This window comes from Agromyces sp. NPDC056523, from assembly GCF_042794545.1.
Taxonomy (GTDB): Bacteria; Actinomycetota; Actinomycetes; order Actinomycetales; family Microbacteriaceae; genus Agromyces.
Genome location: NZ_JBHTTM010000001.1, coordinates 1013500 through 1038528 on the forward strand (window position 1 = coordinate 1013500; position 25029 = coordinate 1038528).

General features: G+C 72.2%; 22 protein-coding genes. 13 read left to right on the forward strand and 9 right to left on the reverse strand.

Translation table 11 applies throughout. The features are described 5' to 3' along the window. The first annotated feature begins 180 nt into the window (after positions 1-180). On the forward strand, positions 181-1029 hold the full coding sequence (locus ACFQ58_RS04955; RefSeq protein WP_376949939.1) for an SDR family oxidoreductase: 849 nt from the start codon (positions 181-183) through the stop codon (positions 1027-1029). Between the two features lie 59 nt (positions 1030-1088). Here ACFQ58_RS04955 and ACFQ58_RS04960 read toward each other — a convergent pair whose 3' ends face one another. The 4 genes from ACFQ58_RS04960 to ACFQ58_RS04975 all read right to left on the reverse strand — a co-directional run bounded on the left by ACFQ58_RS04960 (position 1089) and on the right by ACFQ58_RS04975 (position 4353). Next, complete coding sequence (locus ACFQ58_RS04960) at positions 1089-2741, reverse strand: cytochrome bc complex cytochrome b subunit (protein WP_376949940.1); 1653 nt, start codon at positions 2739-2741, stop codon at positions 1089-1091. 226 nt (positions 2742-2967) lie between these two features. After that, the gene (locus tag ACFQ58_RS04965; protein WP_376949941.1) at positions 2968-3444 is read right to left on the reverse strand and encodes a GNAT family N-acetyltransferase; all 477 of its coding nucleotides are present in this window, start codon (positions 3442-3444) and stop codon (positions 2968-2970) included. A gap of 247 nt (positions 3445-3691) precedes the next feature. Further along, positions 3692-3880, reverse strand: a complete 189-nt coding sequence (locus tag ACFQ58_RS04970; protein WP_376949942.1) for a hypothetical protein — start codon at positions 3878-3880, stop codon at positions 3692-3694. 56 nt (positions 3881-3936) lie between these two features. Next, positions 3937-4353: a CBS domain-containing protein gene (locus ACFQ58_RS04975; RefSeq protein WP_376949943.1), complete on the reverse strand. Its 417-nt coding sequence runs from the start codon at positions 4351-4353 to the stop codon at positions 3937-3939. Positions 4354-4580: 227 nt separating this feature from the next. On the opposite strand from ACFQ58_RS04975, the gene ACFQ58_RS04980 reads away from it, so the two are divergent. Continuing rightward, complete coding sequence (locus tag ACFQ58_RS04980) at positions 4581-4799, forward strand: hypothetical protein (RefSeq protein WP_376949944.1); 219 nt, start codon at positions 4581-4583, stop codon at positions 4797-4799. A gap of 113 nt (positions 4800-4912) precedes the next feature. Further along, on the forward strand, positions 4913-5185 hold the full coding sequence (locus ACFQ58_RS04985) for a DUF4242 domain-containing protein (RefSeq protein ID WP_376949945.1): 273 nt from the start codon (positions 4913-4915) through the stop codon (positions 5183-5185). 55 nt (positions 5186-5240) lie between these two features. On the opposite strand, the gene ACFQ58_RS04990 is transcribed toward ACFQ58_RS04985, so the two are convergent. Next, complete coding sequence (locus tag ACFQ58_RS04990; protein WP_376949946.1) at positions 5241-8126, reverse strand: helix-turn-helix transcriptional regulator; 2886 nt, start codon at positions 8124-8126, stop codon at positions 5241-5243. A gap of 855 nt (positions 8127-8981) precedes the next feature. On the opposite strand from ACFQ58_RS04990, the gene ACFQ58_RS04995 reads away from it, so the two are divergent. The 3 genes from ACFQ58_RS04995 to ACFQ58_RS05005 all read left to right on the forward strand — a co-directional run bounded on the left by ACFQ58_RS04995 (position 8982) and on the right by ACFQ58_RS05005 (position 13219). Continuing rightward, positions 8982-10442: a DUF2868 domain-containing protein gene (locus ACFQ58_RS04995; protein WP_376949947.1), complete on the forward strand. Its 1461-nt coding sequence runs from the start codon at positions 8982-8984 to the stop codon at positions 10440-10442. Between the two features lie 77 nt (positions 10443-10519). Beyond that, the gene (locus tag ACFQ58_RS05000) at positions 10520-11977 is read left to right on the forward strand and encodes a DUF3482 domain-containing protein (protein WP_376949948.1); all 1458 of its coding nucleotides are present in this window, start codon (positions 10520-10522) and stop codon (positions 11975-11977) included. A gap of 9 nt (positions 11978-11986) precedes the next feature. Next, on the forward strand, positions 11987-13219 hold the full coding sequence (locus tag ACFQ58_RS05005) for a hypothetical protein (protein WP_376949949.1): 1233 nt from the start codon (positions 11987-11989) through the stop codon (positions 13217-13219). Between the two features lie 4 nt (positions 13220-13223). Here the strand turns inward: ACFQ58_RS05005 and ACFQ58_RS05010 are convergent, their stop codons facing one another. Further along, on the reverse strand, positions 13224-14369 hold the full coding sequence (locus tag ACFQ58_RS05010) for an amidohydrolase (RefSeq protein ID WP_376949950.1): 1146 nt from the start codon (positions 14367-14369) through the stop codon (positions 13224-13226). 197 nt (positions 14370-14566) lie between these two features. Here ACFQ58_RS05010 and ACFQ58_RS05015 point away from each other — a divergent pair, with 197 nt between their 5' ends. Next, complete coding sequence (locus tag ACFQ58_RS05015; protein WP_376949951.1) at positions 14567-14785, forward strand: hypothetical protein; 219 nt, start codon at positions 14567-14569, stop codon at positions 14783-14785. Between the two features lie 84 nt (positions 14786-14869). Here the strand turns inward: ACFQ58_RS05015 and ACFQ58_RS05020 are convergent, their stop codons facing one another. Further along, positions 14870-17185, reverse strand: a complete 2316-nt coding sequence (locus tag ACFQ58_RS05020; protein ID WP_376949952.1) for an immune inhibitor A domain-containing protein — start codon at positions 17183-17185, stop codon at positions 14870-14872. A gap of 208 nt (positions 17186-17393) precedes the next feature. Beyond that, positions 17394-18269, reverse strand: a complete 876-nt coding sequence (locus ACFQ58_RS05025) for an SDR family oxidoreductase (RefSeq protein WP_376949953.1) — start codon at positions 18267-18269, stop codon at positions 17394-17396. A gap of 93 nt (positions 18270-18362) precedes the next feature. Between ACFQ58_RS05025 and ACFQ58_RS05030 the strand changes: the two genes are divergently transcribed. Next, positions 18363-18731, forward strand: coding sequence for a winged helix-turn-helix transcriptional regulator (locus ACFQ58_RS05030; protein ID WP_376949954.1), 369 nt, complete (start codon positions 18363-18365; stop codon positions 18729-18731). Between the two features lie 31 nt (positions 18732-18762). Here ACFQ58_RS05030 and ACFQ58_RS05035 read toward each other — a convergent pair whose 3' ends face one another. Next, positions 18763-19203, reverse strand: coding sequence for a hypothetical protein (locus ACFQ58_RS05035; protein WP_376949955.1), 441 nt, complete (start codon positions 19201-19203; stop codon positions 18763-18765). Positions 19204-19311: 108 nt separating this feature from the next. Between ACFQ58_RS05035 and ACFQ58_RS05040 the strand changes: the two genes are divergently transcribed. The 5 genes from ACFQ58_RS05040 (at position 19312) to ACFQ58_RS05060 (ending at position 25026) form a co-directional block, all read left to right on the forward strand. Then, positions 19312-20007, forward strand: coding sequence for a nucleoside/nucleotide kinase family protein (locus ACFQ58_RS05040; protein WP_376949956.1), 696 nt, complete (start codon positions 19312-19314; stop codon positions 20005-20007). A gap of 103 nt (positions 20008-20110) precedes the next feature. Next, positions 20111-20845, forward strand: a complete 735-nt coding sequence (locus tag ACFQ58_RS05045) for a hemerythrin domain-containing protein (protein ID WP_376949957.1) — start codon at positions 20111-20113, stop codon at positions 20843-20845. A gap of 10 nt (positions 20846-20855) precedes the next feature. Then, positions 20856-21329: a GyrI-like domain-containing protein gene (locus ACFQ58_RS05050; protein ID WP_376949958.1), complete on the forward strand. Its 474-nt coding sequence runs from the start codon at positions 20856-20858 to the stop codon at positions 21327-21329. A gap of 24 nt (positions 21330-21353) precedes the next feature. Continuing rightward, on the forward strand, positions 21354-24431 hold the full coding sequence (locus tag ACFQ58_RS05055; protein WP_376949959.1) for a DEAD/DEAH box helicase: 3078 nt from the start codon (positions 21354-21356) through the stop codon (positions 24429-24431). A gap of 61 nt (positions 24432-24492) precedes the next feature. Further along, a complete protein-coding gene (locus tag ACFQ58_RS05060; RefSeq protein WP_376949960.1) occupies positions 24493-25026 on the forward strand; it encodes a GNAT family N-acetyltransferase in 534 nt (177 codons plus the stop codon). The last annotated feature ends 3 nt before the right edge of the window (positions 25027-25029 follow it).

Sequence of the window (25029 nt, forward strand, 5' to 3'; positions counted from 1 at the left end):
CTGCTCCCATGAGGCCATTGCCGCAGACAGACCAGTCTGTTTCGATCGATCTGTCAGGCGGATGTCGCCCGCTGACGGTGCACACTGGCTGACCGCTGCCGCCCCGCGCCGCCCCGCCGCCTCGCGCCCCGCGGCACTTGGACACACTGGGAGTCGATGATGACCGAGGAAACGAAATCGATGGCCGGCAAGACCGTCCTGATCACGGGCAGCACCGGCGGCATCGGCAAGGCGACCGCGATCGGGCTCGCCGCCATGGGCGCTCGGGTCGCCGTCACAGGCCGTGACCCCGAACGCACCCGGGCGGCCGTGGCCGACATCGCGGCGGCATCCGGAAACCCGGCGATCGACGGGTACGTCGCCGATCTGTCGTCCCAGGCGTTGGTGCGCCGCCTCGCGGGCGAGATCCTCGAGGCGTACCCGCGACTGGACGTGCTGGTCAACAATGTCGGGGGATTCTGGGCCACCCGGCACGTCACCGTCGACGGCCTCGAGCACACCTTCGCGCTGAACCACCTCGCCGGGTTCCTGCTCACCCGGCTGCTGCTGGAGCGGATCATGGCCAGCGCGCCGGCCCGCATCGTGACCGTGTCGTCCGGCGCGCAGTCCATGGGCAAGCTGGACTTCGACGACCTGCAGGGCGAGCGCGCCTACTCGGGACAGCGGGCCTACAACGCCTCGAAGCTGGCGAACGTCATGTTCACGTACGAGCTCGCCCGACGGATTCAGGGCACCGGCGTCACCGCGACCGTGCTGCATCCCGGCGTGACGCGAACCGCGTTCGGTGCCGAGGACCCCGCTGCGTGGGGATTCTTCTCGCCGCTCGCGAGGCCGTTCATGAAGGCACCAGCGAAGGGTGCCGAGACGCCCGTCTACCTGGCGTCCTCACCCGAGGTGGAGGGCATGACCGGGATCTACTTCGCCAATCGCAGACCGAAGACCTCCAACCCGCTCTCGTACGACACCGCCGCCGCCGCCCGGCTGTGGCGGATCAGCGAAGAGCTCACGCACGCAACCGAACCCGGATGACTCGCGCGCGCGCCCGTCGAGAGATCGCCGACGCGCGACGGCCCTCGGATGTCGCGCGATCATGCGCGTCCGTCGACTGAGCGTCCCACCGGCACCATCCGTGCTCCGGTCTCGGAGTCGATGCTGTCGGCGAGGTACCACCGCGCGAGCCGCGCCTGGACCTGCCGCGCGAGCGTGAGCCGCCCGCGCTCGTCGGGGCGGAGCATGAGCACGACCCGAGGCTCGGGGCGTGCCATCCGCGCCCGCTCGATCTCGCCGACGGGCCGGTGCACCTCGATGTACTCGCCACCGGGCAGGCGCACGATGCGGCCGGTCTCGTAGCCGTGGTGCAGGATGTCGCGGTCACGCCGCTGCAGGCCGAGGCACACGCGGCGCGCGACGAGGAATCCGAGCGCGGGTCCTGCGACGAGCAGCACCTGCAGCGCCGCGATCATGCCCTCGAACGTCACCGAGAACTGCGTCGCGATGAGGTCGGCGCTGCCCGCCGCCCACAGCACGCCGAAGAATACGATGCCGGCGACGCCGATGCCGGTGCGGGTCGGCGCCAGGCGTGTGCGCTCGAGCAGGTGGTGATCGCGGCGGTCGCCGGTCGCCCATTCCTCGAAGAACGGGTACGCGGCGACGGCGACCAGGAACACCGTGACGACGGCGAGCGGTGCGAGCACGGCGAGAGTCCACGTGCGGTCGAAGGCGACGAACTCCCATCCGGATGGCACGAGCCGCAGCGCCCCGTCGAGGAACCCGGTGTACCAGTCGGGTTGGCTGCCCGCGCCGGCGTTGCCCGAGTCGGCGGGGCCGTACAGCCAGATCGGGTTGATCGTGACCGTCGCGGAGATCAGGAGGAGCACGCCGGTCACGAGGGCGAACAGCCCGCCGGCACGGGCCGCCGCGGTCGGGACGAGCGGGACGCCGACGCCCGAGCCCGGGAACCGCGCCGGGCCCGTGTGCCACGCCGCGATCGCCCGCAGCACCAGCAGCACGACGAGCGCGACCGGCACGACCGCGACGTGCAGCGGATACAGGTGCTCGATCACCTCGCCCGGGAACGACCCGCCGAACAGCAGCGACGCGATCCACGTGCCGACCACCGGGATGCCGAGCGCGATGCCCTCGGTGATGCGCAGCCCCGTGCCCGACAGCATGTCGTCGGGCAGCGCGTAGCCGCTCCATCCGCCCGCCAGCGCAGCGACGTAGATGCCGAACAGCAGCACCCACATGCCGCGCCGAGGCCGCCGGAACCCGCCGGTGAAGAAGGTCGTCAGCAGCTGCATGATGATCGACGCCGGCAGCAGCAGCGCCGCCCAGTGGTGCGCCTGCCGCATGAGCAGTCCGCCGGGCACCTCGAAGGTGATGCGCATCGTCGAGGCGAAGGCCTTCGAGACCTCGGCGCCGTGCAGCGGGGAGTATCCGCCCTCGTACGTGGTGGGCGCGCTCGAGGGCGTGTAGAAGAACATCAGCCAGATGCCCGTGACGGTGAGCACGACGAGGCACGCGAGGGTCACGATGCCGAAGAGGTTGGTCCAGTGCGTGGGTGCGGTGCGGCGGTGCAGCTCGGCGCGGATGTCGCGGAGCCGGCGGCCGAAGACCGTGGCGGTGTCGACGCGGTCGGCGAGCCGGTCGGTGAGCGACTGGCCGCGCGGGCGGCCCGGTGCGGGCGGCGGCGCGGCCGGCTCCGCGCGTGGTGTTCGTGCGTCGGGTGGTGCGGTGCGCATGGTGTGCTCCTCACATGTCCTTCGACATGGAGACACCGCGCGGCGCGGATCTGTGACATCCGCCCACGACTGAAGTGACGCGACGTGTCGTCGCGCGCAGGAGATGCAGCGATTCGCGTCATCTCGACGCAGCGCCGCGCGATCGCTGGCCGTCGAGATGCCACTTCCGCGGGGTCGCGGGCCGGACGACCCGGCGCACGTGGCGACTCGAGCGGCCGAAGGCCGCCTACGCCGCCGGGTCGAGCGTGTAGTACACGCTCGCGAACCCCCACGTCGTGCGCAGCCACTGCGGCACGAACGCGTCGAGCTCGAGTTCGAGGGTCGAGCCGACGAGGTCGTCGACGACCCACCACGAGACCTCGGCGTCGTGCTCGTCGTGCGGGTCGATGTAGACGCAGCCCACGAGGTGGGTCTCGTCGGCGTCGAGGATCGCGTAGTTGAAGGTCTCGTGCGCCGCGATCTCGCGTTCGTGCCGGGCGAGGTCCTCGCGGTCGGCCTCGTACGACATCGTCTCGGGCGGCCAGCCCCACGCGTCGCCGTAGAGGCTCCACAGGCGCTCGCGCGAGCCCATCACGGCGGGGTAGTCGATGTCGACGTCGGTCTCGCGGATGGGTCGCAGGTGGTACCCGCTCGTGAGGTCGACGCGCTCGGGGTGCACGAAGCCGTCGGGCAGCCAGGTGCTGGGCTCGGTGAGATCGCTCATCGCTCCATACTGGCGGGTCGCGCCATCCGCCCGCCGCCACCCAAGGTCGGTTTCTGCGCTGGAGGTCGGTATGAGGGTGACCTCTGGCGCAGAATCGGGACTTGTGCGGGATACGGTTCAGCGCCCCCGTCCCCACGCGGCGGGTCGGCGTGCGGGGTCGCCTCGGGCACGCCAAAGCGGGACGGACAGCGCATGAACGTGGGCTGCGCCATCCGCCCCGCAGCTCTCAGCGAGCTGTCGAGGAGGTCTACTCCTCGACGCCCGGGTCGCCTCCCTCGAGGCCGCCGTCGGTCGAGTCGGTCATGGGCTCGTCGCTGGACGGGGCGCCCGGGGTCTCGGGCCCGGTCTTGCCGGCCTGCTCCGTGCGCTCGTCGGCGCCGCCGCTGCCGGCCTCCGCGGACGACAGGATGTCATCGGACTGGTTCGGATCGCTCATGATCGCTCCTTCGCTCGCGATGGGTGGGCCAGACGGCCCGGATGGCGCCCCCGCGCCTACTCCTCGGAGATCTCGGCGACCGTGCGCCCGGTCTCGGCCGCGGACATCTCGCGCGCGACATCCGCCTGGCTGATGATGCCGACGAGGTCGTGCCCGTCGATCACCGGGAGCCTGCGGACCTGGTGCTCCTGCATCACGCGGAGCGCCTCGTCGAGCGAGTCGTCCGCACCGATGGTGACCGGCTTGCCCTGCGCGAGGCTGGCCGCCGTCGCCGTGTTGGGGTCGCCGCCCTCGGCGAGGCACTTCACGACGATGTCGCGGTCGGTCAGCATGCCCTTGAGGCGGTCGTCGTCACCGCAGATCGGGAGGGCACCCACGTCGAGGTCGCGCATCATCCGCGCCGCCTCGACCAGCGTCTGGCCCTCCTTCACGCAGGTCGGTCGGGGGGTCATCAGGTCGCGTGCCACAGCCATGGATATCGTCCTTCTCTCCTCGAGATTCGTGTCTCGGATCGATGGTCGAGCCGGGGTTCCGGCCCGGTCGTGGCAGGTTACCGAGGCTCGGCACCGACCGCGCGGGGGTTGACGGATGGCTCGGGGCCAGCCATGGGCCGTGCCGTCGACGCGTCGCGCAACCCCGGTGCGTCGTCGGACGCGCCGGCGTAGCGTGAACGCCTCGAACGAGCACGAGGAGAGACGACATGAGCGACCCCACCGGACGCGGCGACGGCGAGCGCGACGACCGCGACTTCGCCGACAGCGCGAACGAGCAGGCCCGTCTGAAGGCCCAGCACGACCGCGAACTCGGGGTCGATCCGTTCTTCGAGGGCGCGAACATCACCGAGAGCGATGGGCCCGACCTCGAGGCGGGCGACGACCTGGACACCGGCGGCGGCCACCGCACGCCGCGCGACGAGTAGTCCGCCCGGCGCGACATCCGCTCGCGCACCCCCGGTTCTGGGGTCCCCCGAACCAGAGCCGTCGAGTCGTCACCGGAGTACCCTGAGGCCCAACTGCATCAAGGGGGCTTGTGATGCCGTACTACATCATCGAACGCAACTATGCCGAAGAACTCAACCCGACGGTGGAGGCGGCCGCGGACATCAACCTCATCAACGACGAAGAAGACGTCCGCTGGATCTACTCGTTCCTCTCCGCCGACCACCGCAAGAGCTACTGCCTGTACGAAGCGGAGTCGATCGAGGCGATCCGCGCGGCGGCGGTGCGAGCCGGACTTCCGGCGGACGTCGTCACCGAAGTCACTGCTCGGGTGATGCCGGACGGAATCCTCGCCGGCGTGACCTAGGCCGGATCGCGCACGTCGGTCGGGTCGGCTCGTCCGCGTTCACGCGAGTCGGCGCTCACGCGAGCCCGCGCTCACGTGCGTACATCGCGGCCTGCGTGCGGTTCTCCGCGCCGATCTTCGTCAGGATGTTGCGGACGTGGTTGGCGGCGGTGTGCTCGCTGATCACGAGCCGCGCGGCGATGTCGCGGTTGCTGCGGCCCTCGGCGATCAGTCCGATGACCTCGAGTTCTCGCGCGGTGAGTCCGTCGGTCATGCCGCGGCCGGATGTCGCATCGCCGTGTTCGAGCGAACGGAGCACACGCACCATCCCGGCGGGCTCCGCGATGGCCCGGGCGCGCTCGGCGTACGCCGCCGCCTCGCGTGAGCTCGGGTCGGTGCGCCGCAGGTGCGCCGCCATCGCCGCCAGCGTGCGGGCGACGTGGAGTGGTGCGTCCGTCTGCTCGGCGAGTTCGAGTGCGCGCTCGAACCGCTCGAGCGGCTCACCCGTGCCGGTGAACGACTCGAGCTCGCCGAGGAAGCCGTCGGCGGGACCGAACGGTGCGAGGAAGATTCCGGACATGAGGTTGAGGCCGCTGTAGTCCTCGAGCCACCAGGCGAGACGGCGTGCGACGTCGACATCGCCGAGCTGGAGCGCCGCCTCGCTCATGAAGACGAGGCGCGCCGGCCAGTCGTTGGAGTCAGCCGAACCGGGTCCCACGCGCTCGAGCATCCAGTCGAGCACTCGCCGGGTGGGCGCTGCGAGCCCGAGTTCGGTGTAGAGGGCGAGCAGGCCTGGCGCCCACCGTTCGGTGGGTGACTCGCCGCCCGTGATCAGGGGACGGACGCGATCGATTCGGCCCGTCTCACGGCGCAGCACGTACTCCTGGATCGCGCCAGCGCCCGACGTGGCATCCGATCGGAAGACGACCTCGCGCAGCTGCGCTTCTCGATACGCGATCGCCGCGGCGTCGAGCCGACCGGCGAGAAGTGCCCGCCCGAAGTGGGCGCAGGCCGCCCAGTAATGCCAGTGCCCACCCCACTGCCGGCTCAACCGCACCAGCTCCCGCTCCGACTCGTCGAGGCCGACTCGGTCGCCGAGGAGGTAGGAGTTGGCAAGGATGTGCAGCGTCGCCGCCGCCATCCACTCGTGGTTCATCGCGCGGGCCAGCGCGAGCAGTTCGAGCGAGCGTTCCTGCCGCTTCTCGATCCCGCGCGGCCTCAGCGTCAGGGTGGACGTCGACCTCAGCACGGATGCGAGCACGAGCCGATCGCCGAGCCGGCGGGCGAGCTCCACGGCTCGATCGCCGAGCCGCTCCGCCTCGTCCACGGCCCCCGTGAACGCGGTCGCTCGCGCCTGCGAGCCGAGGGCTTCGACGTAGAGCGGGTCTTCCTCGTCTTCCGGGACGTCCGCGATCGCGGCGGAGAGCAGTCCGAGAGCGCGATGCCCGAGTTCGCCGGGGCGCCACGAGGCGTCCTCGTACCCGATCGCCGCGCGCAGTCGCAGCCGGGGGTTGCCGGCGTCGGCCACCCGCTCGTACAGGTCGCGGGCGCGTGCCGTATCGGCCGCAAGATCCCAGTCCCCCGCCGCGCGGATGAGGAGCTCACTGCGCTCCTCGCCATCGGGCGTGATCGCCGCCGCGCGCTCACGGAGGCGCCCGGCATCCTCGTAGGCGTACTGCGCCTCGGCGAGTTCGGCGGCCTTGACCAGGTAGGCCACCGCGCGATCGCCGAAGCCGAGCGCTCGTGCCGCCGAGTAATGGTGCGCAAGGCGCTGTACCAGGCGCGGCGCCGTCGGGAAGTCCGCCTCGAGCCCCTGCGCGATCCATGCATGGGTGCGCAGCAGTTCGCTGGTCGGCATGGTGTCGATGACGGCCTGCCGAGCGATGGCGTGGGCGAAGCGATAGCGGTCGTCGGGCGCGCGGGGCGGCTCGATGAGACCCGCGAGCACTGCGGCGTCCATCGCGGCGAGGGTGAGGTCGACGGATGTCGCACTGAGGCCGATCACCTCGCTCAGGTCGACCTCCTGGCCGAGGACCGCCGCGAGCTGGAGCACCTCGCGCTCCGCGGCATCGAGCGTGGCGAGGCGGGACCTCACCAGGTCGCCGACGGAGTCCGGCAGCTCGATGAGGCGTCGGTCCCCCTGACGTTCGGCCGCCACCACCGGACGCCACATCGCTCGAAGCAGGAACGGATTGCCGCCCGTCAACTCGGCGAGCACCTGCGCCGATTCACGGGCGCCGCTCGGCGTCAGGCCGGCGGCCGCGACGACGTAGTCGGTGATCTCGTCCGTCGTGAACGGTGCCAGTTCGATGCGGTGAACGCCGGCGAGGCGAGACAGCGAAGCGAGGACGTTCGCAAGTCGATCCGAGCGGTCGGGCGGTGCGCTGCGGAGGGTCCCGACGAGCAGGAGTCGGTCCGTCCGCGTCTCCTCGACGACCCGGCCCAGCAACCGGATCGCCGCCGGGCCCGCCCAGTGCAGGTCGTCGAGCACCACGACCAGTGGCCGCTCCGCGGCTTCCGCATGCACCACGTCGACCACGGCGTCGATCACGCGCTCCTGACTGGTCGCCTGGGCCGTGGCATCCGGGCTGGATCGGTCGAGCACGCGCTCGAGGAGCCCGCCCGACTCGGCGCGCGCGCCATCCGACGCCGCTGCACGGTATGCCGGAAGCAGCACCCGCAGTGGCTCGTCGAACGGCTCGAACGCGGCGCCGAGCTCCTGGATGCAGGCGCCGAACAGCACGGGCGCCCCGTTCTCATGGAGCCGCGTGCACACCTCGCTCACGAGCCGCGACTTCCCGGAGCCGGGGTCACCGCTCACGAAGACGGCACGGCGGGCACCGCCGACCGCGTCGGCCCATGCGCCCTCGAGCGCCGCGACCTCCTCGTGTCGCGCGACGAACGGCGGTTGCCCAGATGTCGTCCAGTCCGCCGGCAGTGGTGGGGCGGACCATTCCCCCATGCGGCTCACGATAGTGCGCGGATGCCCGGTTGGGGATGGTCCGAATTGACTAGTCGGGCCGGGCGTCGAAGATGGTCGGCCCTGGTCATGTGGCGGAACGACGTGATTCCTACCGTGTGATCTGCGGAGCTCGACTGGGAGCCCGCGGAGATGGAAGGAAAGGGATCATGAATGCGCGAGCGCTTCTCGTCGTTCCTGTCGCCCTCTCGCTGGCCGTGCTGGCAGGGTGTGGGCTGACGGAGACGGCAACCGGCGGGTCCGACCGAGGATCGAGCCGGGTCGAGATGGGGTCCACCGCGGGGTGCAGCCTGCCGGACTACATCCGCAAGCATGTGCCTCCGGGTGTCTGCGACGAGCCGGTGAACGACGACCTGTCGCCGCTGAGCCGTCAGCCCCGATGAGCGGCGGGCCGGCCCCCTGCGGCCCGTCATCATCACATCGAAACACAGGAGAATCCGGGTCAGGACCTCGTCTGAAGGTCCATGACCCGGATTCTCCTTCGTTCGTGCGCGTCGAGCGCGCCGCCGAGATCCAGGACGCGCCCGGCGCGAGTATGCAGGATGACGCGAGTCACGGGTCCCATCTGGCAGGTCTGAGGCGGCTCATCCTGCAACCTCGTCCCCGCCCCCCCATCCCACCGCCCGCCCAGATGACGCAGAGGGTCGCAGCGCGGGCCCGAAAGCGCAGCTCGCGTCATCTCGATGACGCGAGCCGCGAGCCGCGAGCCGCGAGCGGCGGGCCGGCGAGCCAAGCCGCGAGCGCCGAGCCGCGAGCCGAGCCGACACGCGCGGACACGGCGCGACGCCCGCCGCAATCCCCGGCGCAGCCGCGAGGCCGCGCAATAGCATGGCGGGCATGGACGAGTCGGCCGCCCTCGAGGTGACCGCGGCGCGCGCCGTCGAGACCGGGGACCGCGACCGACTGCTGTGGACCGAGGCCGATCGCGAGTGGGCGAGCCGCGCGGCCGCGACGGTCGTGGGGGAGCGCGCGAGCCGCGAGGAGTTCCTCGCGCGGCGGGCGCAACTGGTGCTCGAGCGGATCGGCACCCGCCAGCCGTCGGTGCGGCGCGCGGTGCGTGCCCTCCGCTGGCGGCCCTGGGTGGGCGTGGTGGTGATCGCCGGGGCGTTCGTGGTCGGCGTGCTGGTCGACCGCATCGGCGGCGGGTCGAGCATCAACCTGCTCGCACCGCCGGTCTTCGCGCTGGTCGTGTGGAACCTCGTCGTCTACGTGTGGCTGCTGGTGCAGCCGCTGGTGCTGCGCGGCAGCCGGGTCGGCCCGGTGCGCGGCCTGCTCATCCGGCTGGCGGCGGTGCGCGGCCGCACCGGCGAGGCGGGGGCGGATGGCGCGACCGCGGCGCGCCGGACGGTGCTCGCCGCACTGCCCGCTGAGTGGGCGCGCGTGGCCGGGCCGCTCTACGGCGCGCGGGCCGCGCGGGTGCTCCACCTCGCGGCCGCCGCCACGGCGCTCGGCGTCATCGCCGGCCTGTACACGCGCGGACTCGCGTTCGAGTACCGCGCCTCGTGGGAGAGCACGTTCCTCGGCGCCGAGCAGGTTCACGCGCTGCTCTCGGTCGCGCTCGCGCCCGGGTCGTGGCTCACCGGCATCCCGGTGCCCGATGTCGCCGCGATCGAGGCGATCCGCGCGCCCGAGAGCGAGAACGCCGCCATGTGGCTGCACCTCATGGCCGGCACCGTCGCGGTCGTTGTCGTGATCCCGCGGCTCGTGCTCGCACTCGTGGCAGGGCTCGCTGAGCGGCGGCGCGCGCGGCGCGTCCGCCTCCCGCTCGACGACCCCTACTTCCGTCGCCTGGTGGGCGGATGGGTCGGTGAGGCGACGCGCGTGCGCGTCATCCCGTACAGCTACACGCCGTCCGACGACGCGCGCGCCGGGCTCGACGCGGTGCTCGCGCGAGCGTTCGGCAATGCGGTGCCGACGGTCGACGAGCCGGTCGCGTGGGGCGACGACGAGGCGCTCGCGATGGTGAAGGATGCCGCGGCGAACGCCGAGGTCGCGCTGCCGTTGTTCAGCCTCGCGGCCACGCCCGAGGACGACGCGCACGGCGCGTTCCTCGGCGCGCTGCGGCGAGGCGGCCCCGCGCCGGTCGCGCTCGTGGACGAGTCCGCGTTTCGCGCACGGTGGTCAGGCGACGACCCGCGGCTCGAGGCGCGCCGCGCGGCCTGGCGCGACCTCATCGAGGCGCACGGGGGAACGGCGGTGTTCGTCGACCTCGGCGCCCCGGATGTCTCGGACGCGGCGGAGGAGCTCGCGGATGCGACATCCGTCGACGCCGATCGTGCAGGCGGGCGAGCGCGGTGAGCGGAGCCGAGGGTCTCGGCACGCGACCGGCTTCGCCGGGCGCTCCTCGACCAGCGCACGCGACTCGACCGGCGGGCGTGCCGGGCCTCGACGCCGGAGCGGTCTCGCTCTCGCTCATCTCGCACACGAACGCGGGCAAGACGACGCTCGCGCGCACGCTGCTCGGCCGCGATGTCGGCGAGGTGCGCGACGCCCCGCACGTCACGGCGGAGGCGACGCCGTACCCGCTCGTGCAGACGACCGACGGCGACCTGCTCACGCTCTGGGACACGCCGGGCTTCGGCGACAGCGTGCGGCTCGCGCGCCGGCTGCGGCAGGACCGCAACCCGATCGGCTGGTTCCTCTCGCAGGTGTGGGACCGCTACCAGGACCGCGCGCTCTGGCTCAGCCAGCTCGCGGTGCGCAACGTCGCCGAGCAGGCCGACGTCGTGCTCTACCTCGTGAACGCGGCCGAGGCGCCGGCCGATGCGGGCTACCTCGCGCCCGAGCTCGAGGTGCTCGAGTGGATCGGCAAGCCCGTGCTCGTGCTGCTCAACCAGACCGGGCCGCCGCGCGACCGCGCCGCCGAGGAGGCCGACCAGGCGCGCTGGCGCGCCGCGCTCGCCGAGGTGCCGCACGTGCGCGGCGTGCTCACGCTGGACGCGTTCGCCCGCTGCTGGGTACAGGAGTTCACGCTGTTCCGCGCCATCCGGCCCCTCGTCGCCGACGCCGACCTCGCGGCGTTCGCCCGACTCGCGGACGAGTGGCGCGAGCGCCGCATGGACCAGTTCGACCTCGCCATGGACGCGCTCGCCGAGCCGATCGCGCGCGCCGCCTGCGACCGCGCGGTGCTGCCGCCCGAACCGCTGCCCGCGCGGATCGGCGGCTCGCTCGGCCTGCCCCGACCGACGCGAACCCAGTCGCGAGCGGATGCCTCGGCGCAGATGGCCGCGCGCCTGCAGGCCGACCTGCGGCGCAGCATGGACCGGCTCATCGCCATCCACGAGCTCGACGGACGGGCCGCGGAGGAGGTGCTCGAGCGCGTCGCCGACGACGTGCACGTGGACGCGCCGCTCGACGAGGGCCGTACCGCGGCCGTCTCGGGCGTGGTCTCGGGCGCCCTCACCGGCCTGGGTGCCGACCTCGCCGCGGGCGGGCTCACGTTCGGCGCCGGCATGGTCGCGGGCGCGATCATCGGCGCGCTCGGCGGCGCGGGCGTCGCGCGCGGCGTCAACCTGGTGCGCGGGCGGAACGACTCGACGCTGCGCTGGGAGGAGGCGTTCCTCGACGGGCTCGTGACCTCCGCGCTGCTGCGCTACCTCGCGGTCGCGCACTGGGGCCGCGGCCGCGGCGCGTGGACGCAGGGCGAGTACGCCCCCTTCTGGCGCGAGCTCGTCGTCGAAGCCGTCGTCGCGAACCAGGAGCGCCTCGCCTCGATCTGGTCCCACCGGGCCGAGGGCGAGGACGCCGTGCAGCGCGAGCTCGAGGAACTGCTCGAGCGGATGGCGCTGGAGCTGCTGGAGCGGCTGTATCCGGGGGCGCTCGGCGGGGAGTAGCCTCCGCTCATGGAGACCAGCCTCGGATCGGCGCTGCTGCCGCTCATCGCGCTCGCGGCTTCGCTCGTCGCGGCCGTCTCGGTCGGATCGCTCGTGGTCGCCTGGTTGCGCAAGCCCGAGCCCGACCAGACCGCCGCGATCACGGATCCGCGAACGGCGGGGTTGCTGGCGGTGGGCTTCGTATCGGGGGAGGCATCGCGGAGATGGCTTCCCGCGACGGTGCTCGAACTCGCGGATGCGGGCATCGTCGCAATCCACGACCGGCGCGAGATCCGCGATGGCGACGAGGGGTGGCCGCGCGACATCCACCTCGTCTTCGATGCCGACTCCGCGATGGTGGGGGCGGCCGCCGAGGCGGGTGACCCCGCGACCGCGGTCGTCGACTCGGTGTTCGGACCCACCCAGACCGGCGGGTCGAACCTCGTGTCGCGCGGGGCGAGCATCGAGATCGACCAGGTGCTGGTTCGCAATCGCGCGCTCGCCATGCTCACCCGCGATCGGCTGCTGGACGCGGCCGGATGGTACCGCGAGCGCCGCCCCGTTGCGCGGCTTCGCGCGGCGACCGTCGGAGGCGTCCTCGGAGTCGGGCTCGGCTTCGTCTCGCTGCCTGGATCGGGCGATGATTCGATCGCGTGGATCGCGATCGTCGTCGGTGTGCTCGCGCTCGGGTTGCGCATCTTCCTGCCGTCGTGGGTGCCGCTGAACGCGGCCGGACTCGAGTTGCGTGAGCGGTCGATGCGATTGCGCGAGGAACTCGACGTCTGGGATCCGACGAGGGCGGGGTCCGCTGCGCGATCGGCGACCCTCGAGGGAGGCGTGTTGCCGTGGGCAGTCCTCTTCGACGACGCATCCGCGATCGAGCGCGCCGCTGAGGCGGCCGAACGATCCGGGACGCCGCCGGCCTGGTATCGGTCGAGCGCGCCGTTCTCGGCGGGCCGACTCGTCTCGTGCATCGCACTCGTGGGCGCTCAGCTGTCGCAGCCGATCCGGCTCGGCCCCGGCAGGGCGGTCACGCCGGAGAGCCGGTTCGGCGTGCCCATGGTCGCAGACCACAAGGGATGGGGCGGGGCGTACTTCGACGGCAACGGGGCCGGTGCGGTCGATGGCGGGCTCGGCGGCGGCGGGGGCTTCGGCGGATACGACGGGAACGCCGGGTACGACGGCGGTGGCTTCGGTGGTGGCGCGTTCGATGGCGGCGGCTTCGCCGGCGGAGGGGGCGGCGACGGCGGCGGAGGCAACTGAGCGCTCAGGGCGTGACGAAGTGGCGCCCGTAGAGCGCCTCGGCGTTGCGCCAGGCCATGAGCTCGGCGATGCGGATGGCCTCATCGGCCGGCCAGCCGTGGCGGTCGACGTAGTCGGCGAGCACGTCGGTCGCGGCATTGCGCCACGCGGCGGCGCCGACGAGCACGCGCTCGGGAGCGCCCCACGCGTCGGTCGAGAACAGCAGCTTCGAGAACGGCGTGAGGTCGAGCGTCTCGCGGAGGACGACGTCGGCGTTGGCACCGACCTGGCCGAGGGCGAGCCCGGCGTCGAGGTGCACGTGCGGGTACAGGTGCGCGAGCATGCCCGCTTCCCGCACGAACGGGTAGCAATGCAGGAGCACGACGCGACCGCCGGCGTGCTGCGTCGCGGCGAGGAAGGGCTGGAGCAGGAACGGGTCCGCGCGGTCGAGACGCAGGTCGCCGTCGCCGAAGCCGACGTGCACCTGGAGCACGGAGCCCTGCTCGAGTGCCCACCACGCGAGGTGTCGGATGACCGTGGCGTCGGTGAGGCGCGGATCGCCCGCGGCGAACCACGCGTCGGCAGCACCGCCGACCTCGGCGGCCGTCGGCCGCGCCGGTTCCAGCGCGAGGCCGGTGCGGTACGCCGCGACCGTCTTGTACCCGACCGCACGCTCGGAGGCCGCAGTGAGTGCCCCCTCCAGGCGGTCGAGGAAGTCGGCGCCGGATGACGCGCCGGACATGGCGCCTTCAGCCAGGGTCTCGAGCCGAACGATCGGGTGCGAGCGCGCGTCGGCGAGTCGCATCATCCGCTCGTCGGGAACCAGTCGCTCGGGGGCGTGGCCGCCGTCGATGAGGTAGGTCGTGATGCCGGATGCGCGAAGGAGCCGGCTCGTCGCCTCGTCGAATCCCAGCTCGCTGCGCGCGGCGAGGTACTCCGCTGCATCCGCGAACGGCTCGAGCCCGAGTGCCGGCGCGCACCAGCGACGAACCGCGAAGCCGAACTGGCTGTCGAACACCGCCGCGCGATCCTCGACGTGCGACGCCTGCACCATCGCGTCGAGCAGGTCGGCCTCGGCGAGCGGATCGGCGAGCATGCCGTGCACGTGGTGGTCGACGAGCGGCATCTGCTCGATCGCCTCGGCGACACGCTCGCGGGCGTTCGCGGTCATGCGGCGATCCTCTCGCGAACCGGCGGCACCCGCCATCCACCGCCCGCGCCCCGAGCCCGCCCGGAGACAGGTTCAGTGCAGGCGTCCGATGCGATGCGGGGCGCTCCTGATGCCGCGGCACGGCGCCCGGCACGAGAGTGGGAGCACCCAGGCAGGCCCTATCCCGCCGAACGAACGACTCTCGGAGGGCACACCCCATGGATCTCGCATTCCGCCATCTCGCGCAGTCGAGCCACGCCGACGACGTGCGTCACGCCGACCGCGTCAACGAGTACCGACGGATCGCGGAGGAGCGGCGCGCGACCGAGCGGCCGGTCGTCCGCGAGGTCACCGGACGGTACCCGCACCCGATCTGGTCCCGCCTCGTCGACGCCCTGACGGGGAACCAGGTCCGCTTCCACCGGCACGCGCACTGACCGGTCCTCGCGACATACGAAGCGGGCCCGCCCCCGAAGGGACGGGCCCGCCGCGTATCGCGATGCGTCAGCCCAGCCTGCCGATCACTCCACGGGGTTGTTGACGCTGACGGTCATGGTGCCGCCGGTCGTCTGCGTGTTCACGGTGACCGAGACGCCGTGGCCGGCGACGATCACGCCACCGAGCGGGTTGCTCGAGTGGAAGTACGCGTCCTCGTCGGCGTCGCTGAACGTCGCAGCGCGGTCCTCGTCACCGGTCGAACCGACGGCGCCGACGTAGTCGACCGTCTGCGACTTGCCCTTGCCCACGAGGACCTCCTTGTGGAGGGTCACCGCGTCGAGCTTGTCGATGCCGAAGGTCGCGTCGAACGGCTGGCGCCGGTTGCTCGGCGCGGTGCCGTCCGGGTAGGTGAACTTCGCCGGGCGGGCGTCCACCGGCAGCGCAAGGCCGTGGCCCTGGTGCTCGATGGTGTTGTTGTCGGTGTAGGCCTCGTCGACCGCCCACACGAGCATGCCGTCCTGGAACGGGAAGTGCTCGACGTGGTCGGGCGCGGTGAGGCCGCGGTCGAACTGGTACGGGCCCTTCTCGAGAGTCGCGTCGTAGTCGACGTAGGTCCGGTTCTCGACGAGGTAGTAGCGGTCGCCCGAGCTGACCTCGGTGCCGTCGCTCTTCTTGAACCCGCCCTTCGCGGTCCAGCCGTTGTCATCCGAGCCCTCGACATCGTCGGTGAACAGCGTGGTGCCGCCGTTCTTGACCACGAGGTCGTCGATGAACGCGCCGGCGTAGTGCACGCCGCCGTCGGTCTGGTAGCGGAACCGGAAGTCGACGTTGCCGTTGCCCGGGACCGAGTAGCGAAGCGAGGTCCACTTGCCGTTCGACGAGCTCGAGATCGGCGAGCCGATCTGCGTCCACTGGTCGGTGCCCGCGGGCGCCCACTCGGCGTAGAGGTAGTCGTAGCCGGCCTCGATGTCGTACCACGCCTTCGCCGTGACCGTGGCCGAGCGGATGCCGGTGAGGTCGAGCGTGCGCGTCAGCGTCGTGTTGAGGTCGTCGGCGCTGCCCGTCCACCAGGCGTTCGCACCCGACGCGGGCGCGGTGTAGGTGGTCTCGATCTGCTGGTCGGGCACGTCGACGACGAGCGCCTGCTCCTGCCCGTCGGTCTGGAGCGCAGCGGGGCTGAGCGTGAAGTCGCCGCTCTCGCCGGGCGACACGACGGCGTAGTCGAGCCAACCGAGCTGGAGCTTCTCCCACGGACCCATGTAGTTGGGCTTCGTGCCGATGTCGGTGGTGCCGTCGCCGAGCCACGAGCCGCTGGACATCAGCGTCCAGAACGCGGTGCCGTTCTCGCCGCCCGCGGTGTCGTAGAAGTCGGGCAGTCCGAGGTCGTGCGCGTACTCGTGCGCGAAGACGCCGAGTCCACCATTCTCGGCCTCGACGGTGTAGTCGCCGATCCAGTAGCCGGTGTCGCCGATCTGGGACCCGCCGAACTTCACCTGGGTGCCGTCGACCGTCGGGCCGGTGGTGCCGTAGTCGGTCGAGTTCACGTACCAGCGGTGCGACCAGATGGCGTCCTCGCCCTGCGCGCCGCCGCCGGCGTCCTCGCCCTCACCGGCGTGCACGGCCTGGAAGTGGTCCAGGTAGCCGTCGGGCTCGTCGAAGTTCCCGTCCTCGTCGAAGTCGTAGCGGTCCCACACGTCGAACGTGGCGAGCTCGGCCTTGATGTCGGCGTCGCTCTTGCCGGCGGCCTTCTGCGCGTCGTACCAGGCGTTGCCCGAGTCCTCGATGAACTGCCAGGCCCCGCCGTAGTCCTCGACGCTGTTGTCGCCGTACGTCGAGGCGTTGCCGGGCACCTGCACCCAGTCGCTGACCTCGCCGTCGACGGTGTAGTTGCCCGACGACTGCTTCGTGTAGAAGTCGGCGAACGACTCGCCCTCGCCGAAGAACAGGTCCTCGTAGTACGCGGTGTCGAAGTTCGCGTTCCAGTGGGTGCTGTTGTCGACCGTGCGGTCGGGCTCGGGGATGGCGCCGGCGAGCGGGCCCGGCGTCGTGCCGAGCTTGCCGCTGCCCTGGTCGCCGAACTCGGAGAGGATCGTGAACAGGCGACCCGTTCCGCTGACGGCGGCCTCGTAGTACTTGTCCTCGGCGAGCTGCACGACGCCGTCGGCGTCGGGAGAGGCCTGGCCGGAGATGATCAGTTCTTGCGCCGCCTTGCGGCGCTCGTTCTGCCGCTCGGTGAGGGGGCCGGGGCGGTTGTCGGGGCGGGCTTCGGCGGCTGATGCCGAGCCGGTGTTCGGGTCGTTCGCAGGTACGGCGATGGCGGCCTGGCCGAATGCGGCCCCCGCGATCATCGTCGCGCTCGCTGCAGCCACAGCGAGCATCCCGCGCGTGCGTCGGTTCACGTGCTCTCCTTCAAGGGAAACGCCCGGGATCGCCGGGCAAGTGAAGGGACGCTAACACGCACCCCCGGATGGGGGGAAGCGTTTCAAGGGTCTTGACTTAACCTCAGCAATGAGGCATACGGATGCCGCGACCGCGCCAGGTGCGGATCGTGCTGTTCCCCGTGGGATTCTGACGATTCGCGCCCGGCGCCGCCTCGGCGAAGCCGCGTCAGGCGGCGGCGCGCTGCGCCTCCACCAACTCGCGCAGGGCCTCGGCGAGCGGTGTCGTCGGCCGGCCGAGCAGGCGCGAGAGCGTGCCATCCGAGTCGGCCAGGTCGCCGCGCGCGATGCCCTCGTCGATCGCGGCGACGAAGCCGGCCGTGCCCTCGTCGACGCCGACGCTGGTCAGCGAGGCGATGCGCTCCTCGGGCGTCTGCGCCACGAAGGCGACGTCGCGGCCGAGCACCTGGGCGGCTGCCGCGGCAAGGTCGGCGAACGTCCACGGCGCGTCGCCGCCGAGCTCGTACACCTCGCCGACGTGGCCGTCCTCGAGCAGCACGACCGCGGCGGCCTCGGCGAAGTCCCGGCGCGGCGCGGAGGCGACCCGGCCGGTGCCGGTCGCGGCGGCGATCACGCCCGTGGCGGCGGCGGTCGCGACATCCTGCGCGTAGTTCTCGGTGTACCAGTTGTTGCGGAGGATCACCGCGGGGACGCCGACCTCGGCGATGACCTCTTCGGTGCCGCGGTGCTCGGGCATGAGCACGAGCTCGCTCGTCGCGGCCTTCGGTCCGCTCGTGTAGGCGAGCTTCGTCACGCCCGCGGCCTTCGCGGCCTCGATCACGTTGCGGTGCTGGGCGACGCGGCTGCCGAACTCCGTGCCCGAGATGAGCAGCACCGAGTCGACGCCCTCGACCGCCGGCGCGATGGTCTCGGGGCGCGAGTAGTCGAGCTCGACGACGCGGATGCCACGGGTCGCGACATCCGCCAGCTTCGAGGTGTCGCGGGCCCCCGCGACGATGTCGGCCGGTGCGGCGCCGCGGGCGAGCAGCGCGTCGATGACGAGGCGGCCGAGGTGGCCGGAGGCGGCGGTGACGAGGATGGTCATGGGAGGTCCCTTCGATCGGTTCACCGAAGGCAACCGGCCACCGCGTCCCAACCTTCCCTGCTGCAGGTACCCACTTTTCGGTAAGGTACCCACATGACGGTAAGTCTTGCGGAGATCCGCGAGCGCTCCGGCGAAGTCTTCCTCGAGGGATGCCCGACCCGGGTCGTGCTCGACCACATCATGAGCAAGTGGGGTGTGCTCGTGCTGCTCGCACTCACCGACGGCACGCTGCGCTGGGGCGAGCTGCGACGCGAGGTCGAGGGCATCAGCGAGAAGATGCTCGCCTCGACGCTGCGCACGCTCGAAGCCGACGGGCTCGTCGCCCGCACCTCCTACCCCGAGGTGCCGCCGCGCGTCGAGTACGCGCTCACCGACCTCGGGCGCCAGCTCATGGAGCGCATGCTCCCGCTCGTCGACTGGGTCGCCGAGCACGCCGGGCGGATCACGGGCCGGCCCGCCTGACGCCGGACCGGCCCGTTGTCCGGCGCGGCCGTCAGGCGCCGGCGACCGCGGAGGCCACCAGCTCGGAGTACCGTTGCTCGACCGCCGGCGTCCAGGCGACGACGGCGAATGACGTCGGCCACATGTCGCCGTCGTCGAGGTTCGCCCGGTCGTCGAAGCCGAGGGTCGCGTACCGGGCCTTGAACTTGATCGCCGGCTGCATGAACATGACGACCTTGCCGTCGCCGTTCGCGAACGCCGGCATGCCGTAATACGTCTTCGGCATGAGCTGCGGGGCGACGGCGTTGACGACCTTGTAGAAGCCCTCGGCGATCTCCCGATCGGTGCCCGACATCTCCTCGATCGCATCGCGGATCGCCTTCTCGCCCGCTGCACGGTTCTTGCCCGCCTTCGCCTCGGCGCGCAGCTCCTTCGCGCGGTCCTTGACGGCCTCGCGCTCGAACTCCGACAGACCTTCGGTCTTCTCGGCCATGATGTCCTCCTCCACGTCGGTGAGCCTGTGATCGGCTCCGTTCGTCACGGTACGCGGATGATGCGGCACGCGCTTCTCGATTCCTGCTCGATGCGCCATCCTGAGGTCATGGACTGGCCCGACCCCGCGGCCCCGCGGACGGCCGCGGCGCTGGCGGCACTCGTCGACCTGGCGCGCGACGAACTCGCCGCGGCATCCGATCATCGCGTGCTGCTGGGCATCACGGGCAGCCCCGGTGCGGGCAAGTCGACGCTCGCGACCGCCCTCGTCGAGGCCGTGAACCGGGCGGATGGCGCGGGGCTCGCCGTGCACCTGCCGATGGACGGGTTCCACCTGGCGAACGCGACCCTCGACCGCCTCGGCGTGCGCGATCGCAAGGGCGCGATCGAGACGTTCGACGGATGGGGTTTCGCCGGACTGCTCGAACGCATCCTCGCCGAGACCGACCACACCGTGTACGCGCCCGGCTTCGAGCGGTCGGTCGACGAGCCGGTCGCCGCCGAGATCGCGATCGAGCCGTCCGCACGCATCGTCGTCGTCGAGGGCAACTACCTGCTCGTCGACGAGGGCCCGTGGCAGCGGGTCGGCGACCTGGTCGACGAGGCGTGGTTCATCGAGGCGTCCGACGAGGAACGCGTGCGCCGGCTCGTCGAACGGCACACCGCGTTCGGGCGCACGCCCGAGGCGGCGCTCGCGTGGGCGCACGAGGTCGACGGTGCGAACGCGCGCGTCATCGCGCCGACGGTCGCGCGCGCCGACCTCGTCGTGTCGGGCACGACGTGGGAGGTCGAGGTCGGCGCCTGACGCGCCGCGCCCCCGGACGCGGGGTGCGGCGAGCCTTGCCACGGCGCCGACGCGGTCGTAACGTCGCGCGCAGCACCATCCGTCGCCGACGATCGGAGCAGACATGGCCGCGACCGCACTGCCGCCCAGTGGAGACGTGCCCGGATCGGGTGGCGGAACGGGTGACGGGGATCCCGGCGGCGCCGCGGCCGCGAAGACGTGCGACGCTCGCGGCATGGTCGAGATCCACCGGATGTTCCGTGCCAGCTTCGGCGAGGGCCCGGCGCTCGTGCGCGGCGTGGCCGAGGCGGATGCCGCGCACGCCGACGTCGTCGGCGACCACCTCGCGATGATCTCAACGAGCCTGCACGCGCACCACGAGTTCGAGGACGAGAACCTCTGGCACACGCTCGACGACCGCGCGCCCGCATGCGCCGGCCACGTCGACCGCATGAAGGAGCAGCACGCAGTGATGCTCGTGCACCTCCGCGAGCTCGACGCCGCGCTGCCCGCCTGGCGGGCGAGCGGCCGCGCGACCGATGCCGCGGGCGTGCTCGCAGCGCTCGACGGGATCAACGCCGCCCTCGCCGTGCACCTGCCCGACGAGGAGGCGAACATCGTGCCCGTGATGGAGACGGTCCTCACGCAGAAGGAGGTCGACGCGGCATCCGAGCACGGCCGGAAGGCCACCCCGAAGGGCAAGACCTGGCAGCAGCTCGGCGCGATCCTCGCGGCGCAGCCCGACGGCGGCGACGAGTGGCAGCACGAACACCTGCCCGCCCCCGTGCGATGGGCGTGGCGGTTCATCGGGCGGCGCGACTACGACGCGAACCGGGCGGCGCTGACCGGCGCCAAGTGAGGAGGCCGCGATGGGATACGACGTGCAGGTCGTCGCGGTGCCGCGGCGGGATCTCGCGGTTGTGCGCACGCGCACGGGCTTCGACGAGATCCCGGCCTTCATGGGGTCGGCGTTCGGTCGCGTGGCCGGGGTGATCGCCCCGCTCGGACTGCTCGGCGACGGCCCCGCCATCGGTCGGTACACCGAGATGGACCCGGTCTCGGGCACGCTGGTCGTCGCCGCCGGCTTCGTCGTCCCCAGCGCCATCCGGCCCTCCGGCGACGTCGTGCCCGACGAATTGCCCGCGGCCGAGGTCGCGACGACGGTGCACCTCGGCGCGTACGCGCGGATCTCCGAGGCGTACGACGCGATCGCCGCCGCGATGGCGCTGCACGAACGCGAGCTCGACGAGTCGACCATGTGGGAGGAGTACTGGAGCCCGCCCGGGACGCCCGACGAGCAGGTGAAGACCGTCGTGTTCTGCCCGCTGAAGCCCGTCGGCTGAGCGCCCGATCGAATCTCCTTCGTCGTGCGCGCCATCGGGCGCGACCGCGCGCTGTCGGCGGCGCGTGCGAGCATGGTCGGCATGCCCGCCGATCCGCCGACGCCCTCCGGGGCGCGCGACTGGCGCAGCGCGCTCGCCGACATCGGGTCGCCGGCGGCGGTGGCAGACGGGCGCGCGGATGGCGCGGCCGCCGCCGAGCACGCGGTGACGCGTCGCCTCGGCCTGCAGTTCGAGTTGCGGCGACGGGTGCATCGGCGCAGCGGCGAGTGGCGCGGACCGCGCGACGAGCCCGCGCGGCGCGCGGTCGCCGTCGACCGGCTCGCGGTGCGGCCCGTCACAGACGGGGCGCGCGGAGCCTGGATCAAGGGCGGCCTGACCTGGCAGAACATCGGCTTCCAGGCCTCAGCCGCCAGCGTCGACCCGTCGCAGTCGCGGTGGTTCGCGCAGTTCGCGATGCTCAAGGGCTCCGGGCCGTCGCTGCACGTCTACGGCTCGGAGTGGATCACGATCGACGACTTCGAGAGTCCGTTGCTCTGGGCGCTGCTCGACGAGGCGGGCCGGCTCGGCATCGCGCTCGTCGGGTCGGATGCGACGCCCGACGTCGTGCTCCGCGGCGCCGCCGCGATCGGGCTCGACGCCGCCGTCGGTGCCGAGGGTGCGCTCACGCTCACGCCGACCCTGACGCTCGACGCCGACGACCACGGGCTCGAGCACGCCCGGCCGGTCGCAGGGCATGGCGTGTACCACTTCGACTTCGACGACGGGCTCATCGAGCTCGCGCCCCTCGTGGGCGGGGAGCTCGGGCCGGCCGAGGCGGCCATCCTGGCCGCGCCCGCGCCGATCCGGGTTCCCGCGGCCGAGATGGCCGACTTCACGGCCTCGCACTTCCACGCGCTCGCCGCGTCGATCACGGTGACGAGCCGCGACGGCAGCTTCACGCCGCCGCCGCGCCCGCCCGCGACGCTCGTGCTCGACGCGCGCTTCGAGCCCGGCGACGTGCTGCGCCTCTCGTGGCGGTGGGAACACGCCGACGGCCGCACGAGCGAGGTCGAGCCATCCGCCGCAGTCGACGACCCCGAGCTCGACGACGACCTGCTCGCGCGCGTCGGCGACGAGCTGGGGTGGGTGCCGCTCGACGCGATCGTGCTGCGCGGGGTCGACGCCGCCCAGTTCACGGCCGAGCGGATGTCGCGACTCGAGGCCCTCGCGTCGCGTGCGTCGGGCGCGTCGTTCCGCATCGACGTGCGCGGCGAGCGCCCCGACTACCGCGAGGCGACCGCGCGCCCCGAGGTGCGCGTCACCACGGTCGAGACCGACCGGCCCGACTGGTTCGACCTCGGCGTCGTGATCACCGTGAACGGCCGAACCGTGCCGTTCATGCGGCTGTTCCGCGCGCTCGCGAAGGGGCAGAAGCGCCTGCTGCTCGTCGACAAGTCGTACCTGTCGCTCACGCAGCCCGTGTTCGCCGAGCTGCGCGAGCTCATCGAGGAGGCCGGCGACCTCGCCGAATGGGAGACCGGACGGCTGCCCATCCACCGCAGCCGAACGAGCCTGTGGGCCGATTTCGAAGACCTCGCGGATGTCGCGGAGCCCGCGGTCGCGTGGCGGGCGACGGTCGCGGCGCTCGAGCGCGGACGTGTCGAGGAGCTCGCACCGCCCGACGGGCTCGCGCTGCCGCTGCGCCCGTACCAGCTCGCGGGGTTCCGATGGCTGGCCTACCTCTGGGCGAACCGCCTCGGCGGCGTGCTCGCCGACGACATGGGGCTCGGCAAGACCGTGCAGTGTCTCGCCCTCATCCAGCACGCGGTCGAAACCGGTGGTCGAGGAGCGCCCGGCGCAGCGGCTTCTGGTGAAGACCCGTTCCTCGTCGTCGCGCCGACCTCGGTCGCGTCGAACTGGGTCCACGAGGCCGCGCGCTTCACGCCCGGCCTGCGCGTCGCCTCAGTCACCGGTACCCGGGCGACGCAGCGCCGCCGCCTCGCCGAGGTCGCGGCCGATGCCGACGTCGTCGTCACGACCTACGCCGTGCTCCGCCTCGAGGCCGAGGCCTTCGCCGCGCTCGAGTGGGGCGGACTCATCCTCGACGAGGCGCAGTTCGTGAAGAACGCGGCGACGAAGGTGCACGACGCCGCGCGCGCCATCCGTGCGCCCTTCCGCCTCGCGGTGACGGGAACCCCGCTCGAGAACCACCTCGGCGAGCTGTGGGCCATCCTGCGCATCGTCGCGCCCGGGCTCTTCCCCTCGCGTCGCGCGTTCGACGAGCGGTACCGCCGGCCCGTCGAGGACGACCGCAACATCGAGCGCCTCGAGAGGCTGCGTCGTCGCATCCGCCCGCTCGTGCTGCGCCGCACGAAGGAGGCCGTCGCGCCCGAGCTGCCGCCCAAGCAGGAGCAGGTGCTCGAGGTCGAGCTGGCACCCGAGCACCGGCGGCTCTACGACATGGTGCTGCAACGCGAGCGGCAGAAGCTGCTCGGACTCGTCGACGACCTCGACCGGCAGCGGTTCATCGTCTACCGGTCGCTCACGCTGCTGCGCATGCTCGCGCTCGACGCGACCCTCATCGACGCCGAACGGCACGCCGGCATCGCGTCGGCCAAGCTCGACGCTCTCTTCGAGCAGCTCGACGACGTGCTCGCCGAGGGGCATCGGGCGCTGGTCTTCAGCCAGTTCACGTCGTTCCTCGGCCGCGTCGCAGGCCGGCTGGATGCCGCGGGGGTGCCGTACGCGTACCTCGACGGCTCCACGCCGGCGCGTGGCCGCGACGACGAGATCGCGCGCTTCCGCTCGGGCGAGGCATCCGTCTTCTGCATCAGCCTCAAGGCGGGCGGATTCGGGTTGAACCTGACCGAGGCCGACTACGTGTTCCTGCTCGACCCGTGGTGGAACCCGGCGAGCGAGGCGCAGGCGGTCGACCGCGCGCACCGCATCGGGCAGGAGCAGCACGTCATGGTGTACCGGCTGGTCGCGGCGGGCACGATCGAGGAGAAGGTCATGGCGCTCAAGGCGCGCAAGGGCGCACTCGCGGCATCCGTGCTCGACGACGACGGCCTCGGCAGCGCGCAGCTCGACGCCGACGACCTGCGCGAGCTGCTCGAGGGGTGATCGCGGCTCGGCCGCACACCGCGCGTCGCGCCATCCGTCGCCGCGCCGATAGCCTCGGACGGTGGACCCCGAACGCCCGCGTGTCAGGCTGATGCAGCCCGAGGATGCCGAGGAGCTGTCGGCCGTGCGCACGCGCGAACAGGAGTTCCTCGCGCCGTGGGAGCCCGTGCGTCCCGACGGCTTCACGACCGTCGCGGGCCAGGCCGAGGTCATCGCCGCGTCGCTGCGTCTGTACGAGGCGGGCCAGTCGTTCCCGCTCGTCATCCTCGACGACGATGGCGCGATCATCGGCTCGATGGTGCTCAGCGGGATCGTCCGCGGACCCTTCCTCTCGGCGCACCTCGGCTACTGGGTCGCGTCGTCGGCGAACGGGCGCGGGTACGCGACATCGGCCGCGCGCGCGACCCTCGCGCTCGCGTTCGGCGAGCTCGCGCTGCACCGGGTGCAGGCGGCGACCCTGCCGCACAACACGGCCTCGCAGCGGGTCCTCGCGAAGAACGGGTTCGAACGGATCGGCTACGCGCCGCGCTACCTGCAGATCGACGGCCGGTGGCAGGACCACGTGCTGTTCCAGCGCATCGCCGACGACGGCTAGCGA